At 64.8% G+C, this 18,072-nt stretch carries 16 protein-coding genes; 5 read left to right on the top strand and 11 right to left on the bottom strand.

The annotated features are described in order from the left end of the window. Window positions 1-11: 11 nt before the first annotated feature. Window positions 12-1,202, bottom strand: a complete 1,191-nt coding sequence (locus tag HU230_RS03290) for an extensin family protein (protein WP_420840835.1) — start codon at window positions 1,200-1,202, stop codon at window positions 12-14. A 76-nt stretch (window positions 1,203-1,278) separates the two neighbouring features. On the opposite strand from HU230_RS03290, the gene HU230_RS03285 reads away from it, so the two are divergent. Both HU230_RS03285 and HU230_RS03280 read left to right on the top strand, forming a co-directional pair. Continuing rightward, window positions 1,279-2,907, top strand: coding sequence for a fatty-acid--CoA ligase (locus HU230_RS03285; protein ID WP_176532937.1), 1,629 nt, complete (start codon window positions 1,279-1,281; stop codon window positions 2,905-2,907). 275 nt (window positions 2,908-3,182) lie between these two features. Beyond that, entirely contained in the window at window positions 3,183-4,040 is an 858-nt protein-coding gene (locus tag HU230_RS03280; protein ID WP_176532939.1) for a DUF1499 domain-containing protein, read from the top strand. A gap of 148 nt (window positions 4,041-4,188) precedes the next feature. On the opposite strand, the gene HU230_RS03275 is transcribed toward HU230_RS03280, so the two are convergent. From HU230_RS03275 to HU230_RS03260, 4 genes are all read right to left on the bottom strand, one after another. Continuing rightward, window positions 4,189-5,106, bottom strand: coding sequence for an MBL fold metallo-hydrolase (locus HU230_RS03275; RefSeq protein ID WP_176532940.1), 918 nt, complete (start codon window positions 5,104-5,106; stop codon window positions 4,189-4,191). 142 nt (window positions 5,107-5,248) lie between these two features. Further along, window positions 5,249-6,463 (bottom strand): acyl-CoA dehydrogenase, encoded by a 1,215-nt coding sequence (locus HU230_RS03270; protein ID WP_176532942.1) that lies wholly within the window; start codon window positions 6,461-6,463, stop codon window positions 5,249-5,251. Between the two features lie 190 nt (window positions 6,464-6,653). After that, window positions 6,654-7,730 carry a 3,4-dihydroxy-2-butanone-4-phosphate synthase gene (gene ribB / locus HU230_RS03265; RefSeq protein ID WP_176532944.1) on the bottom strand — a complete coding sequence of 359 codons (1,077 nt, stop codon included), beginning with the start codon at window positions 7,728-7,730 and terminating at the stop codon, window positions 6,654-6,656. A gap of 246 nt (window positions 7,731-7,976) precedes the next feature. After that, window positions 7,977-9,722 carry a cation:proton antiporter gene (locus HU230_RS03260; protein WP_176532946.1) on the bottom strand — a complete coding sequence of 582 codons (1,746 nt, stop codon included), beginning with the start codon at window positions 9,720-9,722 and terminating at the stop codon, window positions 7,977-7,979. A 59-nt stretch (window positions 9,723-9,781) separates the two neighbouring features. Between HU230_RS03260 and HU230_RS03255 the strand changes: the two genes are divergently transcribed. Next, entirely contained in the window at window positions 9,782-10,324 is a 543-nt protein-coding gene (locus HU230_RS03255) for a DUF3124 domain-containing protein (protein ID WP_420840833.1), read from the top strand. A gap of 60 nt (window positions 10,325-10,384) precedes the next feature. Beyond that, entirely contained in the window at window positions 10,385-11,623 is a 1,239-nt protein-coding gene (locus HU230_RS03250) for an aminotransferase-like domain-containing protein (RefSeq protein ID WP_176532948.1), read from the top strand. Window positions 11,624-11,641: 18 nt separating this feature from the next. On the opposite strand, the gene hpaD is transcribed toward HU230_RS03250, so the two are convergent. The 3 genes from hpaD to HU230_RS03235 form a co-directional block, all read right to left on the bottom strand. Then, entirely contained in the window at window positions 11,642-12,496 is an 855-nt protein-coding gene (gene hpaD, locus HU230_RS03245; protein ID WP_176532949.1) for a 3,4-dihydroxyphenylacetate 2,3-dioxygenase, read from the bottom strand. A gap of 23 nt (window positions 12,497-12,519) precedes the next feature. After that, window positions 12,520-12,819, bottom strand: coding sequence for a helix-turn-helix domain-containing protein (locus tag HU230_RS03240; protein ID WP_234633850.1), 300 nt, complete (start codon window positions 12,817-12,819; stop codon window positions 12,520-12,522). A gap of 63 nt (window positions 12,820-12,882) precedes the next feature. Beyond that, window positions 12,883-14,163 (bottom strand): amidohydrolase family protein, encoded by a 1,281-nt coding sequence (locus tag HU230_RS03235; RefSeq protein ID WP_176532951.1) that lies wholly within the window; start codon window positions 14,161-14,163, stop codon window positions 12,883-12,885. Window positions 14,164-14,324: 161 nt separating this feature from the next. On the opposite strand from HU230_RS03235, the gene HU230_RS03230 reads away from it, so the two are divergent. Then, entirely contained in the window at window positions 14,325-14,543 is a 219-nt protein-coding gene (locus HU230_RS03230; protein ID WP_050423087.1) for a hypothetical protein, read from the top strand. Between the two features lie 91 nt (window positions 14,544-14,634). Here HU230_RS03230 and HU230_RS03225 read toward each other — a convergent pair whose 3' ends face one another. The 3 genes from HU230_RS03225 to HU230_RS03215 all read right to left on the bottom strand — a co-directional run bounded on the left by HU230_RS03225 (window position 14,635) and on the right by HU230_RS03215 (window position 17,952). Beyond that, a complete protein-coding gene (locus HU230_RS03225; RefSeq protein ID WP_176532952.1) occupies window positions 14,635-15,453 on the bottom strand; it encodes an aldo/keto reductase in 819 nt (272 codons plus the stop codon). A 219-nt stretch (window positions 15,454-15,672) separates the two neighbouring features. Further along, window positions 15,673-17,253, bottom strand: a complete 1,581-nt coding sequence (locus HU230_RS03220; RefSeq protein WP_176532954.1) for an alkaline phosphatase D family protein — start codon at window positions 17,251-17,253, stop codon at window positions 15,673-15,675. 267 nt (window positions 17,254-17,520) lie between these two features. Next, window positions 17,521-17,952, bottom strand: a complete 432-nt coding sequence (locus HU230_RS03215; RefSeq protein WP_176532956.1) for a hypothetical protein — start codon at window positions 17,950-17,952, stop codon at window positions 17,521-17,523. Window positions 17,953-18,072: the final 120 nt, after the last annotated feature.

Genomic DNA, 18,072 nt, shown 5'->3' with positions numbered 1-18,072 from the left:
CGCAGTCGCGATCAAAGGCGCCGGCTTTGCCGGCGCTTTTTTGTTGGCTGCGGCTTGGTCTCGGCAGCACCGTCGGGCGCGGCCGCATCATCTGATTTCGCCGCATCCGGCTCATCAACCTTGCCGCGGTCGGCCTTGGATCCGTCGGTCCTGGATGAGTCCGGCTTGGACGCGTCCGATTTGGCGGCGACCTCGCGCGGCGGCGCCTCTTCGGGGCGCTCGGCCGGCAACAGCGGCGCGACACGCGGCAGCGGATCGTAAACGTTCCACTGGCAGATCCGGTAATTGTTGCGACGCTCCGTCAGGTCGAGATGGACGTGATCCTCGTGGTACCAGTCCGAGCCCGGACCGAGCACGGTGGAGAAGCGGCCGCAGACCGAATGCAGCACGGTCTCGCGCAGATCGCGCGGCACGCTGCGGTCGGTCAGCGAGATCGACTTGCCGTTGGCGAGACCGAAGGCGCGCACGTCGAGCGCATTGGCGCGGCCATGTTCGGAGAGCTGCGCGCCGGTGACGCGATTGCGGCCGCGGCACTCGAACGAGTCGAAATTGTCGAGATTGCTGATCCCGCCCCCGAGGCCCTGCGCCAGCGGCGCGATATCGGTGCGGACCCAGTCGGCAACCGCGCTTGCCATCTTGCAGCGGAGGATCGCCGCGGGCTTGACCGCGACCTTGCGCTTATCCGGCAGCACGATGGCCTCGAGCCGCACCAGATCCTCGCCGCCGCAGCCGCCGGCGCCGTGGATATCCGGAATGCTCGGGGCGATCGCGATCTCCTCGGTGAGGGCCTGCCGGCAGGCCGACAGCTGCGGCCGGGGCGGCTCGGCGGGCCTGGCTGCTTCGGTTGGCCTGGCCGTCTCGCCGGGCCCGGCAGCCTCAGCAGGCGCGGCTGGTGGCGGTGCCGCAGCCGCCGGCGGCTCGGGCTCCGCGGCCGCAGGCGCGTCAGCTGCTGCCGGCGCCTCCGCGGGGCGTGGCTTCGGCAGCGGCACCGCTGAGCGGTGGACCGCCTTGTGCGCCCTGTGCGGCCGGGTGCCGAACAGCTCGTCCCAAGGAAAGCCAGGCGCGCCGCGGGCGGCCTGCGCGGATCCCGCTTGCATGCCAAGGCACAGCAGCGCGGCGGCAGCGGTAACCATTGCCGCGCCCCCGCGACGAAACGCGCCATCAGGCCATTTTCGGCTTGCTTTCTCCGCGCTACAGTTCATGTCAGTTCCATGATTTTACTGCCGGCCGTCCAAGATGCCGGCGGATCATGCGTGAGGATCGAGGAGGGATTTGCGTATGCTTGGCTTGATGCAAGACTGGCCCCTGCTGTGCCACAAGATTATTGAGCACGCCGCCAAATATCACGGCACGCAGGAAGTCGTGACCCGGTCGGTCGAAGGCCCCATTCATCGCACCACCTACGCCGAAATCCATGCCCGCGCACTGAAGGTCTCGCAGAGCCTGGAACGCGACGGCATCAAGCTCGGCGACCGCGTCGCCACCATCGCCTGGAACACCTGGCGCCACCTCGAAGTCTGGTACGGCATCATGGGGATCGGCGCGATCTGCCATACGGTCAATCCACGACTGTTTCCGGAACAGATCGCCTGGATCGTCAACCACGCCCAGGACCGCATCGTCATCACCGACCTCACCTTCGTTCCGGTCCTGGAGAAGATCGCCAGCCAGCTGCCGAGCGTCGAGCGCTACGTGGTGCTGACCGACAAGGCGCACATGCCGCAGACCACGCTGAAGAACGCGGTCGCCTACGAGGACTGGATCGCGGCATCCGACGGCAAGTTCGAGTGGAAGACCTTCGACGAGAACACCGCCGCGGCGATGTGCTACACCTCCGGCACGACGGGCGATCCCAAGGGTGTCCTCTATTCGCACCGGTCCAACGTGTTGCACGCGCTGATGGCCAACTCGAAGGACGCGCTCGGCACCTCCGCGTCGGACACAATGCTTCCGGTGGTGCCCTTGTTCCATGCCAACAGCTGGGGCATCGCGTTCTCCGCACCATCGATGGGCACCAAGCTGGTGATGCCGGGCCCGAAGCTCGACGGCGCCTCGGTGTACGAGCTGCTGTCGACCGAGAAGGTCACCCATACCGCGGGTGTCCCGACGGTGTGGCTGATGCTGCTGCAATACATGGCCGCCAACAACGTCAAGCTGCCGGATCTGCAGATGGTGATCTGCGGCGGCTCGGCGATGCCGCGCTCGATGATCAAGGCGTTCCTCGACATGGGCAGCCAGGTGCGCCACGCTTGGGGCATGACCGAGATGAGCCCGCTGGGCACGCTGGCAACGCTGAAGCCGCCATTCAACGCGCGCACCGGCGAGGAGCGGCTCGACATCCTGCAGACCCAGGGCTACCCGCCGTTCGGCGTCGAGATGAAGATCACCGACGATGCCGGCAAGGAGCTGCCGTGGGACGGCAAGACCTTTGGCCGTCTCAAGGTCTCCGGCCCCGCGATCGCGAAAGCCTACTTCCGGGTCGATAGCAACATCCTCGACGATGCGGGCTTTTTCGACACCGGCGACGTTTCGACGATGGACGAGCACGGCTACATGCGGATCACCGACCGCTCCAAGGACGTGATCAAGTCCGGCGGCGAATGGATCTCCTCGATCGATCTCGAGAACCTCGCGGTCGGCCACCCGGCGGTGGCGGAGGCGGCCGTGATCGGCGTCCATCACCCCAAATGGGATGAACGGCCGCTGCTGATCGTGCAGCTCAAGCAGGGCGAGAGCGCCACGCGCGAGGACATCCTGAAATTCATGGACGGCAAGATCGCCAAATGGTGGATGCCCGACGACGTCGCCTTCGTCGACGGCATTCCCCACACCGCGACCGGCAAGATCCTGAAGACCGCGCTGCGCGACCAGTTCAAGGATTACACCTTCCCGACAGCCGCGGCGTAGGCGAGCTGCCATCCTCCCCTGGAGGGGGAGGATCGGTTCGCATGAAGCGCAGCGAAATGCGAACCGAGGTGGGGTGACAGTCCCTCCACTGAGACAGGCGCCCGTGCTGAGGGATCACCCCACCCCGCCGCTCATTTCATTCGCGTCGACCCTCCCCTCCAGGGGAGGGTCATCAACCCAAATCCCTTGAATTCGCCGCAGGTCCGTGGTCTCACACGATCATTGGCGGCGGCTGAGGTCGCCCAAGGACATCTCAACCGGCAGATTTTTCGACGATGGCGCGCAGGTTTTCCGCTCCCTACCAGCAGGAGCCCGTGTCCGGTCTCGCCACCTGGTCACGCAACCTCGCCATCTTCTCCGTCGTCGCGGTGCTGGTCTCGATCATCATCGTCCGGTTCGGGTTCCTGGAGGTCAAACCGGCACTGGCGACCTTCTTCGGTGCGCTTGGCCTGGCCGGCCTGTCGATCCTGCTCGGGCTGGCCGCCTTCGCCGCGATCTGGCAGAACGGCACCCGCGGTATGGGCCGGATCCTGCTCGCGTTCCTGATCGACGCCGCGATCCTCGGCTACCCGGCCTATCTGACCTATCAGTACCGCAAGCTGCCGCGGATCTACGACGTCACCACCGACGCGATCGACCCGCCGAAATTCGAGGCGCTGGCGCGGCTGCGCACCGGCGAAGGCACCAACCCGGCCGCCTATGCCGGCCTCTATTCGGCCGAGAAGCAGCGCGCGGCCTATCCCGATATCGAAACCGTCGAGCTGGAAACCCCGGTCGACCGTGCCTATGAGATGACCTTGCGGCTGGTGAACCGCCGCAAATGGCTCGTCATCGACGCACGCGCGCCGCAGCCGCCGCGCCGGATCGGCCGCATCGAGGCGGTGGCGCGCACGCCGATCATGGGTTTCCGCGAGGACGTCTCGATCCGGGTCACGCCCGACGACGAGGACTCGCGCGTCGATATCCGCTCCGCCTCGCGCTATTTCGACACCGATCTCGGCAGCAACGCCGCACGGGTCAAGAAGCTGATCGAGGACCTCAACTCCGCCGCAGACAACGAAAACGCCAAGCCGGCGAAGAAGGCGGCCCCGGTCGCGCCGAAGGCGCCGCCGGCGAAGACCGTGAAGAAATAGTCTCCCCCGTCATTCCGGGGCGCGCGTAGCGCGAGCCCGGAATCCATCGGGCCGCAGACTCCGTGGTGAAATGGATTCCGGGTTCTCGCGGAGCCTGTCATCGGGCCGCGCTTCGTGCGGACCCGTTGGCGAGCCCCGGAATGACGAACTAAGCCATCCGGTACGTGCCGCCGATCACGGGATCGCCATCCGTCGACACGATGCCGCGCGCGACCAGATCCTCCAGATGCGCCAGCACCGAATAGCCGGCGGCATTGGCGAGGCGCGGGTCGAGCCCGATATAGATCGCCCGCACCATGGTCGGGATGTCGGCCTCGCCCTTGCCGAGGCGATGCAGGATCGACGCTTCGCGCGCCCGTCGATGCCGCGCCAGGAAACGGACGTAGCGCGGGCCTTCCGGAATCTCCGGGCCGTGGCCGGAGAAATAGAGCTGCTCGGGGCGCTGCCCCAGCTGCTCAAGCGAAGCCATGTAGTCGATCATCGAACCGTCCGGCGGCGCCACGATCGAGGTCGACCAGCCCATCACATGGTCGCCGACGAAATTGATGCTGCGCTCGGCCCAGGCAAACGCCAGGTGATTGGCGGTGTGGCCAGGGGTCGCGACCGCCTCCAGCGCGAAGCCACTGCCCTCGATCACGTCACCGTGCTTCACCTCGATGTCGGGCTGGAAATCGCGGTCGGCGCCGGATTCCGGATTGTGCTTCTCGCTCTCGAAGCGCGGGCGCGAGGCGCGGTGCGGCCCCTCGGCATAGACAGGCGCGCCGGTCGCAGCCTTGATCCGCGGCGTGTTCGGCGAATGGTCGCGATGGGTATGGGTGACCAGGATATGCGTCACGGTCTCGCCCTTGACCGCATCGAGCAGCGCTTTCGCATGCGCCTCGTCGTCGGGACCGGGATCGATGATCGCGACCTTGCCCTGGCCTACGATATAGCTGACCGTGCCGGTGAAGGTGAACGGGCTCGGATTGTTGCAGAGGACACGGCGTACGCCGGGCCGGACCTGCTCGACCACGCCGGGCTTCAGCGGAAAATCGCGGTTGAACGGGATGTCGTCGTTGTCGGCCATGGCTTTTGTCCGTGATGTCCGGATTCTCTTTGACCTCGTCATGCCCGGGCTCGTCCCGGGCATCCACGTCTTCCTTTGCGAGCCCCAAGACGTGGATGGCCGCGACAAGCGCGGCCATGACGACGTTTGGGTGGGCGCCGCTTTACGAGAACGCCTGGATGCCGGTGATCGCGCGGCCGAGGATCAGCGCGTGGACGTCGTGCGTGCCCTCATAGGTGTTGACAGTCTCGAGGTTCGCGGCGTGACGCATCACGTGATACTCGATCTGGATGCCGTTGCCGCCGTGCATGTCGCGCGCCATGCGGGCGATGTCGAGCGACTTGCCGCAATTGTTGCGCTTGACGATCGAGATCATCTCCGGCGCCATCTTGCCCTCGTCCATCAGACGGCCGACCCGCAGGCTCGCTTGCAGGCCGAGCGCGATCTCGGTCTCCATGTCGGCGAGCTTCTTCTGCACCAGCTGGGTGGCGGCGAGCGGCCGGCCAAACTGCTTGCGGTCGAGCGTGTATTGCCGCGCGCGGTGCATGCAGTCCTCGGCGGCGCCGAGCGCGCCCCAGGAGATGCCGTAGCGGGCGCGGTTGAGGCAGCCGAACGGGCCCTTGAGGCCGGAGACGTTGGGCAGCAGTGCGCTTTCCGGCACCACGACGTTGTCGAGCACGATCTCGCCGGTGATCGAAGCGCGCAGCGAGAGCTTGCCGCCGATCTTCGGCGCCGACAGGCCCTTCATGCCCTTCTCCAGGATGAAGCCGCGGATCTGGTTGTGATGCGCGGCCGACTTGGCCCACACCACGAACACGTCGGCGATCGGCGCATTCGAAATCCACATCTTGGCGCCGTTGAGCTTGTAGCCGTCGGCCACCTTCTCGGCACGGGTCTTCATGCCGCCGGGGTCGGAACCGGCATCCGGCTCGGTCAGGCCGAAGCAGCCGACCCATTCGCCGGTCGCGAGCTTGGGGAGATATTTCTTGCGCTGGTTCTCGTCGCCATAGGCGTAGATCGGATACATCACCAGCGACGACTGCACCGAGTTCATAGAGCGATAGCCGCTATCGACGCGCTCGATCTCGCGCGCCACCAGGCCATAGGCCACGTAGCTCGCATTGGCGCAGCCATATTCCTCGGGCAGCGTCACGCCGATCAGGCCGAGCTCGCCCATCTCGTTGAAGATCTCGCGGTCGGTCTTCTCTTCCAGATAGGCCTTGGTGACCCGCGGCAGCAGCTTGTCCTGCGCATAGGCCCGCGCCGTGTCGCGGATCAGGCGCTCGTCTTCGGTGAGCTGGTCGTCGAGCAGGAACGGATCATCCCACTGGAAGCTGGCGGCAGCCGGCTTGTCCTTGGCCTGGGGGCGCACGCTCATGAAACATCCTTTCGCATCGTCTCTCGGAAATTGGCGGATAAATTAAAGCGCTATGCTGCGAAGCGCAATTGAATTGGGATCATTGTCATCCCGGGGCACGCGATAGCGTGAACCTCAGGAGCGCCATTGCGCCCCGGGGAATCTCGAGATTCCGGGTCTGGTCCTTCGGACCATGCCGGAATGACGATGGTCAGCACTCCAGCCTCTCGTTCGACACGATCTCGATGCCGAAACCGGACAAACCCTTGTAGTCGTGCACCGAAGAGGTCAGGTGGCGGATCGAGGTGATGCCGAGATCGCGCAGGATCTGTGCGCCGACGCCGACCTCGCGCCATTGCTTGTTGCGATCGGCCTCCGCCGACTTCTGCTCGCTCACCGGCTGGACCGGAACTCCGGCGGCACCATCCCGCAGATAGACCAGCACGCCGCGGCCGGTAGCCTTGAAGTGCCGCAACACGGCTTCCATCCGCGCCGGCCCGGTGAAGAGGTCCGTCACGATATTGGGCTTGTGCAGCCGGGTCAGCACATCCTTGCCGTCGCCGATGCCGTTATAGACGAAGGCGGCATGCATGATCTCGTCGAAGGGCGAACGATAGGCATAGCCCTGCAGGGGGCCGATCGGGCTTTCGATGGTGAAGGTCGCGACCCGCTCGATCAGCTTCTCGCGTGCCTGGCGATAGGCGATCATGTCCGCGATCGTGACATGCTTGAGCTTGTGGGCGGCGGCGAATTTCGCGACCTGCTCGCCCTTCATCACGGTTCCATCGTCGTTCATCAGCTCGCTGATGACGCCGACCGGCGGCAGGCCGGAGAGCCGGCACAGATCGACCGCGGCTTCGGTGTGGCCGGAGCGCAGCAGCACGCCGCCGTCGCGCGCAATCAGCGGGAAGATGTGGCCGGGGCGCGCGAAATCGTTGGCGCCGGCATTGGGATTGGCGAGCGCGCGGCAGCAGGAGGCGCGTTCGTCGGCCGAGATGCCGGTGCCGCCATCGGGCTTGTAGTCGATCGAGACGGTGAAGGCCGTGGTGTGGTTGGACTCGTTATGCGCCACCATCGGGTCGAGCCGCAGCCGGCGGGCGTCCTCGGTGGTGATCGGCGCGCACACGATGCCGGAGGTGTGACGGATGATGAAGGCCATCTTTTCCGCCGTGCAGAACGACGCCGCGACGATCAAATCGCCCTCGCCTTCCCGATCATCATCGTCGGTGACGACGACGAGTTCACCCTTCGCAAAGGCTTGCAGCACTTCCTGGATCGTATCGGCCATTGTCCTGACATCTCGTTATATGCAGGCAGTGGATTAGCCGGGTTCCGATGTCAGCGCCAGTATCATTATGCAACCCGCCATGCGTCCGGCAGGCATACCAGGACGCTCCACCTCTCCCAAAGGGAGTCGGATTGCATCGCCAGATGCAATCCGGGTGAGGGGCTGCCGCCCTCGTGAGAGCTGAGCCCCCTCACCCGCGCTTTCAGCGCGACCTCTCCACGATGGGGAGAGGTAAGGGAAAGCTCGCTACGGCAGCACCTCGCGCCGGTCGCTGAGCTGGGCGTCCAGCTCGGCGCGCTTGTCGTCGAGCAGGCCGGCGTCGGCGGCCTCGATCACCGAATAGAGCTCGCCGGCGTCGCTGAGCCGGGTCACCGTCACGTAGTCGGCGCCGGCGTCGTAGAGATCGTCGACGCCGGTCAGGAGATCGGCGGTGGCAACAACCTTCGCGGTCGGATTCAGGGCGCGGACGTGGCGTACCAGCTTCTCGTTGTCGGCACCGACCAAGAGGAAATCCGGCACGCTCAGGATGATGATCTCGGCCTTGCCGATGCCGGCATGAACCAGCGTATCGACATTGCTGATGTCGCCATAGATCACATGCATGCCGCGGTCGGTCAGCGTGCGGAACACCAGCGGGTTGAAGTCGATGACGCTGATCTGCTCGAGCAGCGACTGGTTCTGCCGCTCGATCTGGCTGATCAGCGCGCTCGCGGCACGGAAAAAGCCGAGGATGACGATGCGTCGGATTTCGCCATGTCCCTCCTCTTGGCCGCCCTCGGGTCCGGACTCGCCGCCGCGCTCGCGTCGATGGTCGAGATCACGCAGCCCGATCCGCTTCAACGGACCGATCAGGCCGCGCACGATCTGATCGCTGCGGGCCATCGCGAAGGTCGAGAGCACCGCCAGCACCACGAAGGCGAACGAGACCGCATTCGCGGTTTCGGTCCCGATATGGTTGGCGGCAACGCCGGTCTGGATCACCACCAGCGAGAACTCGGAAATCTGCGCCAGATTGATCGCCGGCAGCAGGCTGGCGCGCAGGCCCTGCTTCATCAGATAGAGCGGCGTGAACGTCGTGACCAGGCGGCTCGCCACCGTGAAGGCCGCGATCACCAGCGCGAGCCAGATCACCTGTAAGCCCGGGATCGGGATCGTCATGCCGAGCGCGACGAAGAACAGCGTGATGAAGAAATCCCGCAGCGTCGTGACCTTGGCGGTGACGTCGAGCGCGTAGGGAAAGGTCGAGATCGAGACGCCGGCGACCAGAGAGCCCATCTCGCGCGACAGATGCAGCCGCTCGGCGATCTCGCCGATCAGGAAGCACCAGGCGAGCGCTCCGAGCAGCACCAGCTCGGGCCGGCGTGCGATCTGGTGGAACAGCCGCGGCAGGACGTAGCGGCTCAGCACCAGCGCGGTCGCGACCAGCACCGCGACGCGGGCGATCGACAGCAGCACGACACTGATCTGCAGATTGTCCAGGCTCGGCTGCACGGCCAGGAACAGGATCGCGAAGATGTCCTGCAGCACCAGCACGCCGAGCGTGATGCGGCCCGGCAGCGTGTCCAGCTCGCGCTTCTCGTAGAGCACCTTGACGATGATGACGGTCGAGGACAGCGCGCAGGCGACGCAGAGATAGACCGCATCGAACCTGCCGCCGCCGATCGCAAGCCCGATCCCGGCAAAGAACGCCACACCGATCAGGCAGCCGCCGATCAGCTCGCCGGCGCCGGCGAACAGGATGACCTTGCCGGCACGGATGATCTTCTTGAGGTCGATTTCCAGCCCGATCATGAACAGCATGAAGATCAGGCCGAGCTCGGAGATGACGCTGATCGATTCCTGGGACTTGACCCAGCCCATGCCGAATGGACCAATGAAAAAGCCGGCGATAAGGTAGGCCAGTATCAGCGGTTGCCGGGAGAAATGGGCGAGCAGCCCAATTCCCCAGGCAAACAGGATACAGAGCGTGATATCGCGAATGAGTTCATGCATGCGTCAAAGACTTCCTGTTGCCGCAACCTAGAGGGCCGGGCGTGAGGATCAACCGAGCAATGTGTCACATCCGCGCAGGCGGCATTTTTCTGGCAGTTTTGCTCTGCCTGCTCACCGTGCGCATGACCGAGGCGCTAGCACAATCCTCGGCAAGTATTGAACAAAATTTTGCGAACTCGCTGACGGCGGTGCCATCGGAAGGCCTCACGGCCTCCGGTGCATTCTACGTGCCGGTCTATTCCAGCGTGTCGATGAGCCAGGGCAAGCTCAGGGCCGATTTCTCGGTGACGCTCAGCGTGCACAATGCCTCCGAGACGAGGCCCCTGGTGCTGAAGCGGATCGCCTATTTCGACACATCAGGCAAGATGGTGGAGAGCTACCTCAAATCGCCGATCGCGCTAAAACCGTTTGCGACCGTCGAGGTCTCGATCGCGACGACCGATACCCGCGGCGGCACCGGCGCCAATTTCGTGGTCGATTGGGCGGCCGCCGGCGAGATCGCGGAACCTGCGGTCGAGGCCCTGATGGTCGGCAGCGTCGGCGCCGGGCACTATGCCTTCATCAGCCAGGGTCGCCCGATCCGGCCGACCGGCAAGAACTGACTTCATGGAAGGCCTTTGCCACGGGCCTTCTCAACGACAACAACACGGAGCGAAACGTCCATGTCCACCTCAGCCCAGTTCGACTTTGCACCGCTGCTTCCGGCCGGCCTGCCTGCGCCGGCCGCGCGCTGGACCGGGCTCGCGAAATACTGCTTCGTCGGCGGCAACAACGATCCCGACCAGGTCCCGGTCGACGGACTACTGGAAGCGGTCAATGCCGTGCTGAAGCGCGAGGGCAGGAATCTCGCGACCTACAACCTCGCGCACGGGCCGCAGGGCTATCTGCCGCTGCGCCAGTTCCTCACCGAGAAGCTGAAGCGCGACGCCGGGATTGCCTGCACGCCGGACGAGATCATGATCGTCTCCGGCTCGCTGCAGGCGCTTGACCTCGTCAATCACACGCTGCTCGCCAAGGGCGACACCGTGCTGATCGAGCAGGAAACCTATCAGGGCTCGCTGAACCGGCTGACCCGCCTCGGCGTCAACGCGGTCGGCATTCCCCTTGATGGCGACGGCATCCGGATCGATGCGCTGGCCGCAGCGCTCGCCGATCACAAGCGGCGCGGCATCACGCCGAAATACATCTACACCATCCCGACCGTGCAGAACCCGACCGGCTCGATCCTCCCCGAGAGCCCCCGCGCCGAGATGCTGACGCTGTCCAAAGAATACGGCGTGCCGATCTTCGAGGACGATTGCTATGCCGATCTGATCTGGAACGGCGAACGGCCGCCCGCGATCTATGCCATGAGCAAGCATGGCGGCGTGATCCATATCGGCTCGTTCTCGAAGTCGATCGCACCGGCGCTGCGGGTCGGCTTCATCGTCGCGCCCTGGGAAATCATGTCGCGGATGCTGCCGCTGAAGACCGACGCCGGCTCGGGCGCGCTGGAGCAGATGGTGCTCTCGGAATATTGCGCGCCGCATTTTGCGACCCACGTTCCGCGGCTGACCCGTGGCCTGCGCGCCAAGCTCGACACGCTGATGGAGGCGCTGAACGAGCAGTTCGGCACCGCGGCCGAATTCGAGGCGCCCAAGGGCGGCATCTTCCTCTGGGTCAAGCTGCCCGACAATGTCGACACGTTGAAGCTCTACCAGGCGGCGCTTGCCGCCGGGGTCTCGATCAATCCGGGACCGGAATGGTCGACCAACAAGGCCCATTCCAGCAGCCGGCTCCGCCTCTGCTTCGCCAGCCCCTCGCACGAGCAGATCCGCGAGGGCGTCGCGGTGCTGGCCGAGGTGTGCCGCAAGGAATTCGGCGTGCCGGCGCGCAGCAGCAATGTGGAGAAGCACGGCTAGCGATCCGCATTCGCCGTCTCACGCGGTCAGGTGAAATTCCACATGCACCTGGCCGCTGCCGCTCGACGGAAAATAATCGCAGAGCTGCTCGGCCGCGCCATGAAAATCGTACCAGCCGAGCGCGGCAAATAGCATGATGGTATCGGCCATGCCGCCCTCGCCGTTGCACCGCACAGCGTAATCGGGGAGCATGTCGAGGAACTCCCGGTAACGGCGCTGCTGCCACAGCTCGAGCACACGCAGATCGACCTGGCGGTTGAATTCGCTGGCGATCGATGTCCAGGCTTCGGGGCCAAGCTTCTTGTTCGGCAATAACCGATGCGACAGCGATCCGCTGGCGAGCAGCGCGACCCGCTCACCGGACCGCGCGATCGCACGGCGAGTCGCTTCGCCGAGCAGCCGGCTCTCCTCCATCGACGTGAACAGCGGCGACGCAACCGAGACGACCTTGGCCCAGCCATCTTGGTTCAGGTAGTGCATCGGGACGATGGTGCCGTATTCAAGACCGAGGCTTTCGACCCGGTGCGCCATCACATTGAGGCCATCGCTCTCCGCCTCGCTCGCAATCGCTTCCGCAAGCGCGGTATTCCCCGGCCAATCGTAGCGCAGATCCTTGATCATCTGCGGCGCCTCGTGGCTCGTGAATGAGCCGCCGTGCCGGGTATTGGCGTTGATGTGGTAGCCGAAATTGGACAGCCAATGCGTATCGAACACCACGAAGGTCGACACGCCGCGTTCCCTGGCGCGCCGGCCGAGCTCATGTAATGCGGCGACCGCGCCGGCCCGCGCATCGTGCAACGGGTGATCGGGGCGTTCCGACAGCATCAGGGACGGTACGTGGCTGACCTTGGCAGCAAGAACGAGTTCACCCATCGGCGTGATCTTCCCTTTCCCGGTCAGGCCGGCTTGGGGGCGTCGCTGCGGAACGCGTTCAAAATGCGCAGCAGCAGCAAGATTGAGACGTTGCCCTTGCCCGCTTCGATGAGAGCAATGTAGCGCTGCGACACGCCGGATCGGCGGGCCAGTTCGCGACGCGTCATGCCGATATTAGCCCGCGCCCCGCGCATGGCCTCGCCCAGTTGCCGCAGGAAGTCGCTTTCGGAAAACGACGTACCACCAGGCGCGGAAGAGCGTGCCAATCGGTCTATGGAGGAACGATTCCCAGTCACGACGTGCCCCTTATAATTGCCCATCATCGACGAGCAAGATTTCCTGTCCTTGACGCGGATCAATGACAGGAAACCGGCGGGGCCTGCCGCTTATCGCACCGAAAACGGCGCCTGATAGGGCCGGCCGAACGGCACGCCGTTGACCACGGTCTGCACCGGCTTCAGCTGCAGATTGCCGTCGCGCTTGTTGTTGCGGGTGTCGACGAAGGTGACCGGGCCTTCGATGAGGTCCAGGATCGCGACATCGCCGGGGGCCCCGCGCTGCAGCGTGCCGATCTTCGGGGTGCGGTTGATGATCCGCGCCGGCACCGAGGTCGCCATCGCCACCACCTGATCCAGCGAGGAGCCCATCGCCAGGAACTTGCTCATCACATTCGGCAGGAACGGGATGCCGGGCGAATTGCCCGAGAAGACGTGGATGTCGGACGAGATCGTATCGGGCGTGCAACCGGCGGGGATGGCGATCTCGGCGACCGTGAAATCGAAGCTGCCGCCGCCATGGCCGACGTCGAACAGCACGCCGCGTTGCTTGGCCGCGAGCGCCGCCGGCAGCAGCTTGCCGTCCTGCACGATGTTGGTGAAGGCGCCGGACATGTTCGGCGCGCCGGAATAGGCGTGGGTGAGGATATCGCCCGGCCGCAGCAGATCGAGGATGTCGGACATCAACTCCCTGGTCTCGACACCGCCGATATGCACCATCATCCGCGCCGGCCAGCCGCACATCTCGCAGGCCTGGATGCCGCGCTTCAGCGGCTCGATGCCATGCTTGAAGATGACGTTCTCCGACATCCGCACCTTGACCCCGATCAGGAAGTCCGGGTTCTCGGCGAGCGCCATCGCGCAGGCTTCGACCTGGGCGTTGTCGATGTTGTAGAGCTCGGCCACCGGGAAGGCCGACAGGCCGTTGTTGGCGATATGAACGAAGGCGTAGATCCGCGTCCGCGACTGCGCGACGATGAAGCGCCGCAGCGCCGCGAGATTGTTGACGCCGGCATCGCCGGCCGAGACGACCGTCGTGGTGCCCTGGAACTGCACCAGCTCGTCGGCGGGAATGCCGATTGCCGAGCCGTAGGGATAGACGTGGCAGTGCAGGTCAACGAGGCCCGGCATCACGAGCTTGCCCGATGCGTCGATGATCTTGGCGGCGCGCGCGGCCGGGATCTCGTCCTCGATCGCCTCGATCAGGCCCCAGCGGATACCGATGTCGCGCTTGCCGCGCAGCGACTGGCTGGGATCGATCACGTCGCCGCTCTTGATCACGAGGTCGAATTTGTCGTCCGGCCCCATCGCCGCAGCGGCCGGCCCTGCAATCACAGCAGCGGCGGCCGATCCCGTACCCTTCAAAAAATCCCGGCGTGAAAATCCACTCACGGCAACGTCCCCCCGAACATTGATTGTTATGGCACGATGATGCGTCGGACGCAGTGGTTAGGCAAGGCCACCTGAACAACCGTTCAGAAAACTCCGCCGATTCCGAAGGAACGTTTCGATGCCTGTACGGTTTCCTCCCCGCATCATTTGAGGAGGATGAAATGAAAAAAATTGGTTTTGTTCTTGCGGCGATTGGTACGCTTGCAGTGGCCGTTCCGTCGATCGCGAGCGCCGAGACCGTCGTGATCAAGCGCGGCCATCACCATCACTGGGATCGCGGCTGGGGTGCGCGCGCCGAGATGCGCCATGACCGTGGTTGGCATCGTGGCTGGCATCACGACCATGACCGCACGGTCGTAATTCGGCGCGACCGCTACTAACCGCCGACACATCCAAGAGACCGACACAACGGAAAATGGCTCCTCGCGGAGCCATTTTCTTTTTCAGCAATCGTATCGGGAGGTCGACGGCTTAATCCCACGCCGGCGCAAAACCTGGATTGACGCAGCGCATGTCCTTGCGCAGCGCAGCGATCGCCTTGCGGTCGTCGTCGTCGAGCTTGACCTTCAGCGCGTCGAGATTGGCCTTTTGGCTTTCCGCGCGCGAGGCTTTCGGGATGGCCGCAACGCCATCCTGGTCGAGCAGCCATTTCAGCGCCACCTGGGCTGCGGTCGCATCATGCTTGCTGCCGATTTTCGCCAGCGTCTCGTCGGTCGCGAAACGACCCTGGGCCAGGGGGCAATAGGCCACCAGCGGGATCGATTTCGCGGCGAGATATTTTTGCACCGGCGTCTGGTCCAGCATCGCATGATATTCGATCTGGTTGCAGGCGATCGGCGCCTTGATGTCCTCGACCACGGTCCTGAGCAGCGCGGTGGTGAAATTGGCGACGCCGATCGCGCGGGTGCGGCCCTCCTGCTTCAGCTTCATCAGCGTCTCGAAGACCGCGGGCAGCTTCATGTTCCGCGACGGCCAGTGCACCAGATAAAGGTCGACGTGATCGAGGGGCAGCTTCTTCAGGCTCGCGTCGAACGCTTTCCGGATCGCGTCCGGCGCCAGGTTCTCGTGCCAGACCTTGGTGGTCACATGCAGGTCCTTGCGCGCGACCTTCGCGTCTGCGATTGCGGCCCCGATCGCTTCCTCATTGCCGTACATCTCGGCGGTGTCGATATGGCGGTAACCGAGCCCGAGCGCGCTCTCGACCGCCGCGCGGCAGGCGTCGCCCTGCATGCGGAAGGTGCCGAGCCCGAGCTGCGGCAGGCTGATGCCCTGTGTCTGCAGACTGTCCATGGATAGCTCCTGACGCGTGGGACGCCGATGTCATCGACGACGTCACGCCAGCAAATCGTCTAGTCGGAATGAAATTGGCAGAACTACCAACACGCAGTCTGCCCGCAAACCGGCCCTTCGGGCAAGGCACCCGCAAATCAAGATGTCGCGACGAATCCTCGCTTGACGCGTTTTCCTCACGCGAACCGGAACCCACCTCGCTCGAAAACGCTATGGGTTCTAGATGTGTTGCGCCATGATCTGGGCGGGCCGCGCATCCGGCCGCGGCTCGATGTCGACCGACCAGAGATCGTGGTTGTCGACGTCCTTCAGGGTCACTTTCATCACGCCGGTCTTGCCGTCGATGTCGACGCGGCCGAAGAATTGCAGGCCGAAGCACGGCGCGAGATTGTCGCCCTGCTCGGCCGAGCAGCCCTTCTGGTACATCGCTTTGGGGCCGAAGGTGTTGTCGAGCTCGCCTGGCGACCAGGTGCCGGCATGCAGCGGGCCGGAGACGAATTCCCAGAACGGCTCGAACTCCTGAAACACGGCGCGGTTCGGATCATAATGATGCGCAGCGGTGTAGTGCATGTCGGCGGTGAGCCACACCGTGTTGCGGATGCCGGCGCGCTTCATGAAGGACAAGAGATCGGCGATCTCGTGCTCGCGCCGCTCAAGCGGGCCGTCGCCGAGCGCGACGGCATCCAGGCTGACGAGGCCGATCGGCAGATCCGCGGCGACCACCTTCCAGACGGCATCCGACGCCACCAGCTCCCGCTTCAGCCAGGCGAGCTGATCCTGACCAAGGATGAACGCCTGGTCCGCGTCGCCCTGCTTGTTCCAGCTGGAATCGCGATAGGAGCGCATGTCGACGATGAAGACGTCGAGCAGCGGCCCATAGGCGATCTTGCGATAGACCCGGCCGTCGCGCTCCGGCATCAGCCGCATGGGCATGAATTCGTGGAAGGCGCGGCGCGCCCGCGCCACCAGGCGCGAGGTGCCGTCCGTATCGTAGCCGGTTGCGTCAGCGGTGCCGATCGGCGCCCAGTCGTCGGCCACCTCGTGGTCGTCCCACTGCGCCAACATCGGTACCTCGGCGTGGAAGGCACGGAAATTCTCGTCGAGCCAGTTGTATTTGTAGTTGCCGCGAAACTCCTCGAGGCTGTGCGCGACGACCGATTTCTCCTCGGTGACGAGGTTGCGCCAGATCTCGCCGTTCGGCAGGGTCTGCTCAGACGGCACCGTGCAATCCGCATAGATGTGATCGCCGGAGTGGATGAAGAAATCCGGGCGCTCGTTCAGCATGGTGCGATAGCTGCGCAGGCCGCCGCGCGCGGGGTCGATGCCCCAGCCCTGCCCCACGACGTCGCCGGACCAGACGAACGAGACCGAGTGGCGGTCGACCGGCGCGGTGCGGAAATGCCCAATGCGGCTTTCGCCGGCGACGCCGTCGCGATCCTCGAAGCGGATACGGTAAAATAGGTCCTGGCCCGGCGGCAGGCCGTCGAGCAGCAGCTTGGCGGTGAAGTCGCGCTCAGGCAGTGCATCGGCGGACGCGGTACGCAGGATAGTGGCGAAGCTTTCCACCGCGGCGCATTCGATCTGCATGCGCGCGGCGCGATCGGCGCGAGCCCAGATGACCGCGGAATCGCTGGCGACGTCGCCGGACTGGATGCCCGCGATCGCAGGCCGATCCGCGGCGCGGCTCAGATATGGCTTTGCCAGCGAGCCCAATCCCGCCAGCGCGGCCGTAGACGCCGCGCGCACCAGAAGCTGACGCCTTGTGAGGCCTCGCCCCCTCGCGGAGATCGCTGTCGGCATCGAATAACCTTCGTCGAATCGCAACGAAGGTTTTGCCTGCGCTGTTTGACTCCGCCCTTACGGTTTCTTGACTCTGCGTCGACGGTTTTGCGACGGCGGGATGACTAGGGGGGACGAGATCGAGATCTGAACGGTGTCGTCAGGCGCCAAGCGCGCAAACGCCGAACCCGTCATCTTGAGGTGCGAGCGGAGCGAGCCTCGAAGGATGACGGGTTCGGTATTAGTACGAACGCGCGCGCGAGTTGGCGTGAGACCGCCGAACCGCCCTCACCGCTGCCAGTTGCAGATGCCGCCGGTGCGGCACGGCCAGGTCTGGATCCTGGTGTCGCGGGCTTCCGCATCGAGCGGGTTCGAATGCCGCCGCGCGAGCTTGGCGCGGGCGGGGACGTGCGCCACTGCGCGCTTGGGTTCATGCGGTGCCGACACCCTGGTCGTCCGCACGGCCTTCTGCGGCTCGACTTTCGGCTGTTCGACCTTCGGTTCGACACTGGCGTGCTGATCCGGGCCATGGTCGGTCTTCGCCTCGACCGGAACCGGCTCGAACTGCGCCGGCGGGCCAAGCGGCTTCGGCGAGAGCACGGCCCGCGAGAGATCGAGGCTGAAGAACTCGCTTGGTCGATAGTCATCAGCAAACGCCACGCCACCCAACGCCAGGTACGCGGTGCAAACAGTTGCAACAAAAGCATTTTTCAGGACCATCAAAAGGCCTCCTGAAATCACTCGAACAGAACAGCTATCATGTAGGGACCCGGCCGCGCGAATCCAGCCGCGTCTCGCGGGCAGGGTTACCAGTCAACCAGGGCGGCCGTGGAAAGTTCC

It is taken from the genome of Bradyrhizobium quebecense, assembly GCF_013373795.3.
Lineage (GTDB): Bacteria > Pseudomonadota > Alphaproteobacteria > Rhizobiales > Xanthobacteraceae > Bradyrhizobium > Bradyrhizobium quebecense.
This window is presented reverse-complemented; position numbering and strand designations above follow the sequence as displayed.